This window comes from Pseudomonas sp. PNPG3, from assembly GCF_023093815.1.
GTDB lineage: Bacteria > Pseudomonadota > Gammaproteobacteria > Pseudomonadales > Pseudomonadaceae > Aquipseudomonas > Aquipseudomonas asiatica.
This window is the reverse complement of record NZ_JALLKV010000197.1, coordinates 1-276: the sequence shown is the minus strand read 5'-3', so window position 1 is coordinate 276 and position 276 is coordinate 1. Positions and strand designations below refer to the sequence as shown.

Annotated in this window: 1 protein-coding gene; it reads right to left on the bottom strand. The window is 48.2% G+C overall.

Annotation, left to right across the window (positions count from 1 at the left end; genetic code table 11):
- Positions 1-276, bottom strand: a 276-nt coding sequence (locus tag MJ643_RS30710; RefSeq protein ID WP_247727311.1) for a hypothetical protein, incomplete at both ends; no start/stop codon positions are given.

Genomic DNA, 276 nt, shown 5'->3' with positions numbered 1-276 from the left:
CAGTATCACCAACGCTATAACCCGCATCTTTCGGGAAGGTTACTTTTGCATCAACAGTGCCGTCTGCATTCAAGTCAGATGGGTTAATGACATCATCACCGCCATCTTGAATTTCAACAACTGGCGCACCTGTTAGGTCTTTTTCACCGTCACCATCCACATCACCCGGAACTACCAAGTCAACTGTTGAATTATCGCTGCCTTCTGGTGATTCATTGCCTTGCGGATCCGTTACAACTGCTGTAACAACAGTGTCTTCACCTTCCGCTGCAGGCG